Origin of the sequence: Flavivirga aquimarina, assembly GCF_030540835.1 — a bacterium.
Lineage (GTDB): Bacteria > Bacteroidota > Bacteroidia > Flavobacteriales > Flavobacteriaceae > Flavivirga > Flavivirga aquimarina.
The window spans coordinates 1-1,446 of record NZ_JAUOEK010000009.1; the positions used below are offsets into that span (position 1 = coordinate 1).

The 1,446-nt window shown below is 33.5% G+C and carries 1 protein-coding gene; it reads right to left on the reverse strand.

Translation table 11 applies throughout. The annotated features are described in order from the left end of the window. Window positions 1–41: 41 nt before the first annotated feature. Window positions 42–1,445, reverse strand: coding sequence for an IS1182 family transposase (locus Q4Q35_RS00060; protein ID WP_303275872.1), 1,404 nt, complete (start codon window positions 1,443–1,445; stop codon window positions 42–44). Between the last annotated feature and the right edge of the window lies 1 nt (window position 1,446).

Below are 1,446 nucleotides of genomic sequence, written 5' to 3' on the forward strand. Positions count from 1 at the left end.
CAGCTATTTTCAGCTATTAGTCCAAATAACTACCTCACTTTTTAACTGAGTTTTAGTATTCTTTTGAGGTTAACGGCAAAAATTGCCATTGCTCCCTGCATTTCCATATTTGTGATACCATAAGATGTGGCTCTTCCAAAACCATGCGCATTTTTCAATTCACCATTTTTTGCTTCTATTTTATAACGATGCTTCGCTTTATCTTTAAAGTATGCTGTCTCTTGAAAAACCATTTGTTCCTTATGAATAGTTGATTTTATGGAAACAGAATAGGATTTTGATTTGGCACCTTCTTTATAACAGCCCTCTTTTAAAGGACATATTTTACATTTTTCTATATCAAAGTAATAAGTATTTACCTGATTAGTTCCAATGTCTTTCTTGCCTTGTTTAGATTTTCGGATAGCCAAGTGACCTGCTGGACAAACAAACATATCTGCATCTTTATTATAATCGAATTGATCTTCTTTTTTTCTAAACCCTTGTGTTATAGAAGGATTTAGCTTAGCTACAATTTTAATCTCTTGCTCATTGGTTAGTTTAAGATTATCCTTTCCTGAGTAGGCTGCATCACCTATAACGGTGTCAACATCAATTCCGTTTTGCTGACTAATCTCTAAAAGCTCAGGTAGTTTAGGCCCATCACCTTTTTCTCCTGATGTTACTACAGCGGCGGTAATAATACGTTCTTCACTCATTGCTATGTGAGTCTTATACCCAAAAAACGAACTGTCGACCGACTTATGACCTGTTTTGGCATCCTTATCTTTAGACATTGTGCAGTTATCCTGAGTATCTTCAATGGTTTCTTTTAATAAGTTTAATTTTTCCTTAACCGCAGGAATTGAACTTATAGACAACTCTTTTTCAATGCAATTTTCTAGCGCTTTAGAATAATCCAGTTCTTTTTCGATATCATTGTCATTGTTCTTTTTTGGCATTCTTTCTTTAAAGTTCTCATCAAAGCTATATACCGTTTTGCGAAGCTGCTTGGAGCGTTCTCTTAATATCTCAAGGGCTGAATATGGATTTGATCTAGACAAGGTATGTGTAGCATCAACGATAATAGATCTTGAGCGAATAATCTCTTTCTCAATGGCAATAGACACCGTTTTGCTAATCAATAAATTTAAAAGATCTGTGTCTTTTAGGCGAAGCTTTCTAAATTTTGTTAGTGAACTTGGGTGGATCACATCTTCTTCTGGTAACATACCTAAAAAATATTTGAAGGACATATCAAAACGTGAACGCTCTACTACATCAACATCTGATATGGTATATATTACTTTTAACAACAAGTATTTAAACATTCGAATAGGACATTCTGCGGTTCGCCCATTATTATGACAATACTTGGTTAATAATTCGTCGTAAATGAAAGAAAAATCTATTAAATTATTGATTTTCCTTAGTAAATTCTCTTTTGGAACAATTAAATCATACAAT